Source organism: Paenibacillus sp. JNUCC-31 (genome assembly GCF_014844075.1).
Classification (GTDB): domain Bacteria; phylum Bacillota; class Bacilli; order Paenibacillales; family Paenibacillaceae; genus Paenibacillus.
This window is the reverse complement of sequence record NZ_CP062165.1, coordinates 462,577-472,691: the sequence shown is the minus strand read 5'-3', so window position 1 is coordinate 472,691 and position 10,115 is coordinate 462,577. Positions and strand designations below refer to the sequence as shown.

The following is a 10,115-nucleotide window of genomic DNA, read 5'->3' as shown; positions in this document are numbered from 1 at the left end:
CGTATGTCTATTTTTAAGAAACAAGAAATGTATTGGGCAAATCGCTTTGAAGATGATGATTATCTGGTTCATTTGCCTTATTGTAAAACGACTTCAACGCCCATAGACGATACACAGCATCAGAAGTATATATATAAGCCTCTGTCGGCCCACGTGTCACATCAAATCAAGTCCATTTCGAAAAATGCTCCAATGGCGATCTATACGATATTACTAACTGGAGTGACGTGTCTGTTATATAAATACACCAATGAATCCAAAATGATTATTGGCATGCCAACGCTGGAAGAAAAGAATAATGAACTTTCACTGTCCAATAAATATTTAATATTAAAAAATAATATCGATCGCACGATGTCATTTAAATCCGTATTTAATCAAGTGAAGGCAAGTTTAAGTGAAGCCATCCAGCATCAACGAATACCCTTCAGAAAGATGGTCGAGCATTTAAACGTTCAATATGATTCGAACCAGTTACCTATGATCCATTCGATAGTTTCTTTGAAAGAAATTCATTCAAACTTGGATGAGAATAACGTAAGAGCAGCGACGATGTTTCATTTTGACCTGAAGAACGATGGTGTTCAATTGAAACTCGCTTATGATGAAGAGCGTTATGATCGAGATTTTATAGTCCAAGTTACAGAACATCTGGACCAATTGTTTTCTGCCGTGTTGAGCCAGCCTGACTTGGAATTAAGTGAAGTGGAGATGCTTTCAGAGTTTCATAGAAACCAATTGTTAGTTGACTTTAACGATACGGCCGCGGAGTATCCAAAGAACAAGATGATGCACCAATTCGTTGAAGAGCAGGTACAACGAACACCGGATCATGCAGCTGTCGTATTTGAGAACAAACAGCTCACGTACAGCGAGCTAAATCAACGAGCAAACCAATTGGCCCGGACACTTCAATCCAAGGGTGTGCAGGCGGGGCAGTTGGTTGGGATTATGGCAGAACGCTCACTTGAGATGATCGTAGGTTTACTCGGGATTTTAAAAGCCGGAGGAGCCTATGTTCCTATTGACCCGGAATATCCGGAGGAGCGTGTTCATTTTGTACTGGAGGATTCCAAAGTGAACCTCTTGCTGCTGCAAAGTCATATACAGAAGCCTGTACATTTTGCGGGGACATGTATCATTCTTGATGATGAACAGAGTTACCACACCAATCCTTTGAACGTAGAGTCTGAAGCGAGTTCAACTCACTTGGCATATGTGATCTATACATCAGGCACAACTGGAAACCCGAAGGGCGTTATGATCGAACATAACAGCATTGCAAATTCTCTTCAGTGGAAATCAGAATTTTATAGATTTACTGGAGAAGATCGGGTATTAATGCTGAATCCATTCGTGTTTGATTCGTTTATTACCCATTTCTTTGGTCCGATTATATCTGGCTCAACGGTGTATTTGTTAAATCAACAACAATGTAAAGATGCTGTAGCAATCAACGCATTAATTAAAAAACAGGAAATCACGCACATCCAAAGCCCGCCCAGTTTTTTGATGACCCTGGTGGAACAAGTGAGCGCAGAAGATTGGGCTTCCATGAAAAATGTTGTTGCTGCGGGAGAGAAGATTGTTCCAGCCTTGATCCACAGATTGCAGCAAATCAATCCGCACATCGAAGTATGCAATGAATATGGTCCAACCGAAAATAGCGTCGTATCAACGGTTCTTTTGATCCACTCAGCGGATCAAAATATTTCTATTGGCAGGCCAATTGCCAATAATAAAGTCTATATTTTAGGGGAAGAGAATGGATTGCAGCCTATTGGAGTTCAGGGAGAATTATGTGTAGCAGGAGCAGGGCTCTCCAGAGGTTACTTGAACCTGCCAGACCTGACAGCGGAGAAATTCGTAGATGATCCGTTTGTTACGGGCGCAAAAATGTACAAGACGGGTGACTTTGCAAGATGGCTGCCGGATGGGAACATTGAATATGTAGGAAGGGTGGATCATCAAGAAAAAATTCGTGGATACCGGATCGAACTTGGCGAAGTGGAAAAGGCTCTTCTAAACACATCCACGATACAAGAGGCCATCGTCTTGGCCAGAGAAGATGAAACGGGTACTAAACAATTATGTGCATACCTGGTCGGGAAGAATGCAATAACGATTGGGAAACTGCGAGAAGAACTGTCCAGACAGCTGCCAAACTATATGATCCCGTCCTATTTTGTACAACTGGATCAGATGCCGCTCACGTCCAATGGGAAAATCGACCGCAAAGCGCTGCCAGCACCAAAAGAAAATATGTTGAAGGGAGCGGATTACGAGGCCCCACGAACAATGGTGGAACAACAACTCGCAACCATCTGGGAAGACTTACTTGGTGTGGAGAACATTGGGGTGACGGATAATTTCTTTGAGCTCGGAGGGGATTCGATTAAATCCATTCAAGTTTCTTCGAGATTATATCAAGCGGGCTATCAGGTTCAGATGGAACATTTGTTTAAGTATCCAACCATAGCAAGTTTAATTCCCTATGTCCAACCGATTAGTGCGATGTCAGAGCAGGGAATCATCACGGGTCAAGTGATGCTGACACCAATTCAGCATTGGTTTTTTGAACAATATAAAGTGGATGCCCATCATTATAATCAATCGGTCATGTTGTATCGGAAGGAAGGTTTTCATGATGCCACACTTCGCCATGTATTAAATAAGATTAGTGAGCATCATGATGGCCTTCGTATGGTATACCGCCAAACGGAACAAGGGTATGAAGGATGGAATGAAGGGGAGGAAAAAGTACCTTTATACACGCTTGAAGTTATGGACTTAAAGGCATTGTCAGATCCATCTGAACAGATCGTGAATAAAGCCAATACAATTCAGAGCAGCTTCAACTTGGATCGTGGTCCCTTGATGAAGATAGGATTGTTTCAATGTGCAGATGGAGATCATTTGTTGATCGTTATTCATCACTTGATCATCGACGGAGTTTCATGGCGAATTTTGATCGAAGATATCTCTAAAGGGTATGAACAATTAAGTCAGGAAGAACCGATTCATCTACCCCCAAAAACAGATTCATTTCAATTATGGGCAGAAAAGCTCAAGTTGTATGCGGACAGTGAAGTCATTGAACAAGAGCTTGAATATTGGAATGAAATAGAACAAACCGCATATGAACCGTTGCCTAAAGATATCAGACAAGATCATGCACTGGAAAAAGACAGTGAAGAAATAATAGTGGAATGGACAGCAGCAGAAACAGAGCAGTTATTGAAACAAGCGAATCGTGCCTATAAAACGGAGATTAACGATTTGCTGCTTAATGCCTTAGGAATGTCTATTCATCAATGGACAGGCATGGATAAAGTTCTGGTCAATCTGGAGGGGCATGGACGAGAGCAGATTATACCGGATCTGGATATTACACGTACGATCGGATGGTTTACGAGCCAATATCCTGTTGTATTAAATATGGAAGCAAGTTCAAATTTGTCTCGTCTCATCAAGACAAACAAAGAAAATCTTCGCAAAATACCCAAAAAAGGAATTGGTTATGGTGTTTTAAGGTATTTAAGTGGACTTCAGAAAGAAGCTCCTTTTACCTTGAATCCAGAAATCAGTTTTAACTATTTGGGGCAATTTGATCAGGATCTACAGAATAGTGCGATGCAGATCTCACGCTACTCGGGCGGAGCGACAGCTAGCATAAACCACAGAAGAAACCATCTTATTGACATAAACGCCTTAATTATGGAAGGCAAATTGTCTGTGACACTTCGGTATAGCCGCACCCAATATCGTAAAGAAACGATGGAGCAATTGACGAAATGTTTTAGAGATTCGCTGCAACAATTGATCATGCATTGCGTCACGAAAGTGAAACCTGAAATCACACCAAGTGATATTTCTTTAAAAGGAATCACGATTGAGGAACTGGAGGAATTTGCACATCAATCTGAGCACATTGGTGAAATCGAAGATATATATGCTTTGTCGCCCATGCAAAATGGAATGTTTTTTCATCATCTTCTCCAATCCAATTCTGAAGCTTATTTTCTTCAAACGACGCTTGATCTTCATGGGTCGCTAGACGTGGAGGCATTCTCGAAGAGTGTGGATCAGTTGATGCAACGAAATGCTATATTCAGAACGAACTTCCACAGCCAATGGAAGAATGAACCACTGCAAGTCGTATACCGTCATAAAAAGAATGGACTTGTATACGAAGATTTGCGTGAAATGAATGAAGACGATCGTGAAGCATACGTTGCATCCTATACAAGAGAAGACAAAAGGAACGGTTTCGACTTGTCTAAAGATGTATTAATGCGTATCTCGATCTTGCATACCCATAATGAAACTTATCGTTTTATTTGGAATTATCATCATATTTTGATGGATGGATGGTGTCTATCTCTTGTAATACAGGAGTTGTTCGACGGATATTTTGCAATACAAGAACAACGAAAGCGGGAGAACAGGGTAGCGATCCCATACAAACAATATATAGAATGGCTGGAAAAACAAGATCATGAACAATCTTTGAAATACTGGAGTGACTATTTACAAGACTATGATGAGCAAACCACGTTGCCGAAAAAACATACAATTACGAATCGTAATGAATATCGTTCAGAGAATGTGATTTTTACACTAAGTACAGAAGTTACCAGCCAATTGGCGCAAGTGGCCAGTCGGAATCAGGTAACCCTGAATACGTTAATGCAGACTGCGTGGGGAATTTTACTTCAGAAATATAATGGCAGTGAAGATGTTGTATTCGGGAGTGTGGTATCGGGCAGACCTGCGGCAATCGTCGATGTTGAAAGCATCATTGGTTTATTTATCAATACCATTCCTGTACGTATTCAGGCTCAAGGAAACGAGACATTTATTGAGATGATGAAGCGTAATCAGGAACAAGCTGTTGCTTCACATCCTTACGAAACGTATCCATTATATGAGATTCAAGCGGTTACTCAGCAAAAACAAAATCTGATTGATCATATCCTGGTGTATGAAAATTATCCCGTGCAAGGCATTGTGGAGCAGTTTGGGGATCAGGAGAAAACAGCTCTTCAGATTACCAATGTAGAAGCGGATGAACAAACGAATTATGATTTTAACCTGATTATCAAACCGGGTGAAGAAATGAAATGGATGTTCTATTACAATGCAAACGTCTATGATCGAGCAAGTGTAGAACGCATTCAAGATCATTTGATCCATTTGATGGAACAAGTGATCCATAATCCACATATCCATGTCGATGAAGTGGAAGTCATCACAGCACGGGAGAAATCGCAAATCTTAGAAGGTTTTAATGATTCCATGGCTGACTATCCATTGGACAAGACCATTCATGGATTGTTTGAAGAGCAAGCGGTGCGAAGACCTGAACAAGTGGCGGTTGTATTTGAGGATCAACACTTGACCTATAAAGATCTGAACGAAAAAGCCAATCAATTGGCAAGAACGCTGAAGGTCAAAGGGATTCAGGCGGATCAGCTCATTGGAATTATCGCTGAACGATCGCTCGACATGGTCATTGGAATTCTCGCGATTTTGAAGGCCGGTGGAGCATATGTGCCTATTGACCCCGAATATCCAGAGGAGCGTATTCGTTATATGCTTGAGGATTCAGGCGTAGAAATATTACTGCTGCAAAGCCATTTGCACGCACGCATATCTTTTGCAGGAGAGGTTGTCTGCCTGGATCAACCCAAGTTTTATCACGAAGATCATTCAAATCTGGGAACGGCCGCTGCTCCAACGAGTTTGGCATACGTGATTTATACTTCAGGAACGACTGGTAAACCGAAAGGGACGTGTATTGAACATAAAAATGTCGTTCGTTTATTGTTCAATAGTAAAAATTGTTTTGATTTTGATGATTCAGACATATGGACGTTGTTTCATTCCTTCTGTTTTGATTTTTCGGTATGGGAAATGTATGGCGCGTTGCTTTATGGCGGGAAATTAGTCATCGTACCCCAAATGACGGCAAAAAGTCCAGAACAATTTTTACAATTGTTAAAACATGAGCAAGTGACGATATTGAACCAAACGCCAACATACTTCTATCATCTTCTGCAAGAAGAACGGAAAGATCGTGGAGAAGAATTGAAATTAAGAAAAGTGATTTTTGGAGGAGAGGCACTCAATCCGGCATTATTAATGGATTGGAAAATAAAGTACCCATTCGTACAGTTAATTAATATGTATGGGATAACGGAAACAACGGTTCATGTAACCTATAAAGAAATAACTGGAGTTGAAATACATGCAGGAAAGAGCAATATTGGCAAACCGATCCCAACGTTACAAACGTACATTTTGGATAAACACCAACGAATTCAACCGATTGGCGTTCAGGGAGAGTTATATGTAGCAGGTGAGGGGCTTGCCAGAGGTTATCTGAACCGATCTGATTTAACAGCAGAGAAATTCGTTGATAATCCGTTCGTTACAGAAGGGAAAATGTACAGAACGGGAGATGCCGCGAGGTGGCTGCCAGATGGGAATATTGAATATCTGGGACGGATCGATCATCAAGTGAAAATTCGCGGTTACCGAATTGAGCTTGGTGAAGTGGAAACAGCGCTCTTGAGAATAGACTCCATTCAAGAAGCAGTTGTTATTGCTCGTGAAAATAATGATGGATCAAAGCATTTGTGTGCATATTGGAAAGGCAATAATTCCGTAACAGCTAAGAAAATCAGAATGGCATTATCCCAGGAAATACCGGATTATATGATCCCGTCCTATTTTGTTCAATTAGAGCATATACCGTTAACATCTAATGGGAAAATTGACCGAAAAGCATTGCCATCTCCAGAGAAAAGCATGCAAAAAGAAACAGAATATATGGCGCCGCGAAACGCTATAGAACAAACGATCGTCTCTGCATGGGAATCCGTACTTGGCGTTCAAAAGATCAGCATATCCGATCATTTCTTTGAACTCGGGGGCGATTCCATTAGATGCATTCAAGTTTCTTCACGACTCCTTCAAGCTGGGTATAAAGTGGAAATGAAACATTTCTTCACCTATCCGACCGTTGCGGAGCTAAGTGCACACGTTACCTCAGTGAGCATGGTTTCTGACCAAGGGGAAGTTACGGGACAAGTCATACTGACGCCAATTCAGCGGTGGTTCTTTGATCAAAACATGGTGGATGAACATCATTACAATCAGGAAATGATGTTCTATCGAGAAAAAGGATTTGATGTCCAATTCGTTTACAACGTGATGAATAAGATAGTGAAGCAACATGATGCTCTTCGTATCGTTTATCGTCAGGCTGCGGAAGGCGGATATCAAGCGTGGAATCGAGGGGGAGAGGAAGACAAATTATTCAGTCTTGAAATTGTTGACCTCAAAAAAGAAGTAAATCCTGCACCCATCATCGAAAAAAAAGCGAAAGAAATTCAGAGCAGCATGGATCTGATTCAGGGACCTTTGGTCAAACTGGGCTTGTTCCAATGTGCTGATGGGGATCATTTACTTATTGCCATTCATCATTTGGTAGTGGACGGGGTTTCATGGCGTATCTTATATGAAGATATTCAGTCAGGACTTGACCAGTTCTTGAGAGGTCAAGAAATCCGGCTTCCACAGAAAACAACTTCGTTTAAACAATGGGCAGAACAATTGTCTATGTTTGCAGATAGCGCTAAGATGGGGCAAGAGGATACCTATTGGCGTCGTGTGGAGAACATGGAAATAAGCCCGCTGCCCAAAGATGCTGAATATGATGAGACGATCGGGAAAGACAGTGAAACGATAACTCTTCAGTGGACAGTAGCGGAAACCGAACAATTATTGATGCAGACACATCGTACGTATAATACGGAAATTAATGATCTATTGCTAACGGCATTGGGGATGGCTATCCATGCATGGACAGGCATGGAACAAATCGTCGTAAATCTGGAAGGACACGGTAGGGAAGCGATCCTTCCGGATCTGGATATTACGCGTACAGTGGGCTGGTTTACAAGTATGTACCCCGTCATTCTTGAGATGGAAGCTGGGATAGATGTATCGAGAAGGATTAAGACCGTCAAGGAGAGACTGCGGCAGATCCCAAACAAAGGCATTGGTTACGGAATTTCAAGGTATTTGTCACACAGAGAGGAAGGAATCATTTGGGAGAAACATCCCGAAATTAGTTTCAACTATATGGGACAGGTGAATCAAGATTCGGACAATGATGGTATTAAATTCTCATCTTATTTCAGCGGACCATCCGTAAGTGAGAACAATAAGAGACCGTTTGTACTAAATATCAATGGCATCGTTATCGAGGGAAGATTGTCACTGACTATGAGCTATAGTCGAAGACAGTATCGACAGGAAACGATGGAGCAACTGGCGAGTTTCTATAAGGAAAGTCTTCATGAAGTGATTGAGCATTGTGTTATGAAGGAACAAGTCGAACTTACACCAAGTGATATTTCCTGTAAGTCATTAACCATGGATCAATTGGATCAAATGGTGGAACACACCCGGAACATCGGTCAAATCGAAAATGTGTACCCACTTACACCTTTGCAGAAGGAAATGTTGTACGAAAGTGAACGAAATCCAATTTCGGGCGCTTACTTTGTACAAATCATGTTTGACATGCGTGGGGATTTCGATAGTGCCTCTTTTGCACAGAGCCTGGATCAATTAATGCAAAGGCATGCGATATTAAGAACTAATTTTTACAGTGATTTCATCGACATCCCTCTTCAAATCGTGTATCAAGAGAAGAAATTTGAATTCAACTATGAAGATGTAACAGGTACAAGTGAACGGCAACGTAAGACGTATGTTGACGAGTATATCGAGCAGGATAAGGCAAGAGGATTTGACTTACAGCAAGATTCGTTAATACGTATGTCTGTTATACGAACAAAACATGAGGAATACCGTGTCATCTGGAGTTTTCATCATATTTTGATGGATGGCTGGTGTATGTCTCTTATAAGTAAAGAGATTTTTGAGAATTACTTTGCGATTCGGGAAAATAGAAAACCTGAAATGACCCTGTTAACACCATATAGTCAATTCATTGAATGGTTGGAGCAGCAAGACAATGAAGGGGCCATAACCTATTGGAGTCGTTACCTGGAAGGTTATGAAGGGCAAACGAAATTGCCTGGAGAAAAAATCAAACCGAAACATGAAAGACAGGATTCCAGAACGCTAAACTGCTATTTGGATGATGTACTAATCGAACAAATGAAACAGATTGCGGAACAGCAGCATGTAACTCTTCATACGTTAGTGCAGACTGTCTGGGGTGTATTGTTGCAGCAATACAATGAAAGCAGCGATGTTGTATTCGGAAGTGTTGTATCGGGCAGGCCGCCTGTCATTCCTGGGATCGAAAGCATGATTGGATTATTTATTAATGCGATTCCTGTTCGTATCCAGGCCCAGGCCGATGAGTCGTTTATATCTTTAATGAAAAGAAATCAGGCACAAGCTGTGGATTCACATGCATATGATACGTATTCGTTATATGATATTCAAAATCTGACCAGGCAAAAACAATCTCTGATTAACCATGTTGTGGTATATCAGAACTTCCCGGTAGATCATCGAATGGAGAGTTTGGGTCAAAAAGGCGAAATACCGCTTGAAATTATGAATGTAGGGGGTACAGAACACAATAGTTTTGATTTTACTTTGATCGTCAAACCCCATGAGAACATGAAGATCATATTGATGTACAATGCCAATGTCTATGGCCTATCCACCGTTGAACAGATTCAAAAACATTTTATTTCCATGATTCAACAAGTGGTAAGTAACCCAGAAGTTAAAATAAGCGAACTTGCATTGATTACGTCAAACAGTTATTAATGCATAGGTAAGGGGCTGCTCCAAAAGTGATTTTCCTGTCCTCGATCGAAGCACTAACGATTCTGACGCGTCTTAAGAGGTAATAGGCATGGAACTGCAATCTTTAACGAACCGCAGTATCGTTATTTCGTCATATCAGGGTGTCAGAGCCTAAAAATCGACCCAATCGACGAAATAACGTCTCTGTGATTCGTTACGCCTCAGATCTGTGCAAATCAGAGCGAATAGCGTGGTATAGATTCATTAATATAAAATAACGCCAAATAAGGGGTGTCCTCAGTCATGTGCAT

1 protein-coding gene is annotated in these 10,115 nt (G+C 41.1%); it reads left to right on the top strand.

Features of this window, described 5'->3' with window-relative positions; translation table 11 throughout:
• Positions 1-3 precede the first annotated feature (3 nt).
• The gene (locus JNUCC31_RS01900; protein WP_228469442.1) at positions 4-9,825 is read left to right on the top strand and encodes a non-ribosomal peptide synthetase; all 9,822 of its coding nucleotides are present in this window, start codon (positions 4-6) and stop codon (positions 9,823-9,825) included.
• The last annotated feature ends 290 nt before the right edge of the window (positions 9,826-10,115 follow it).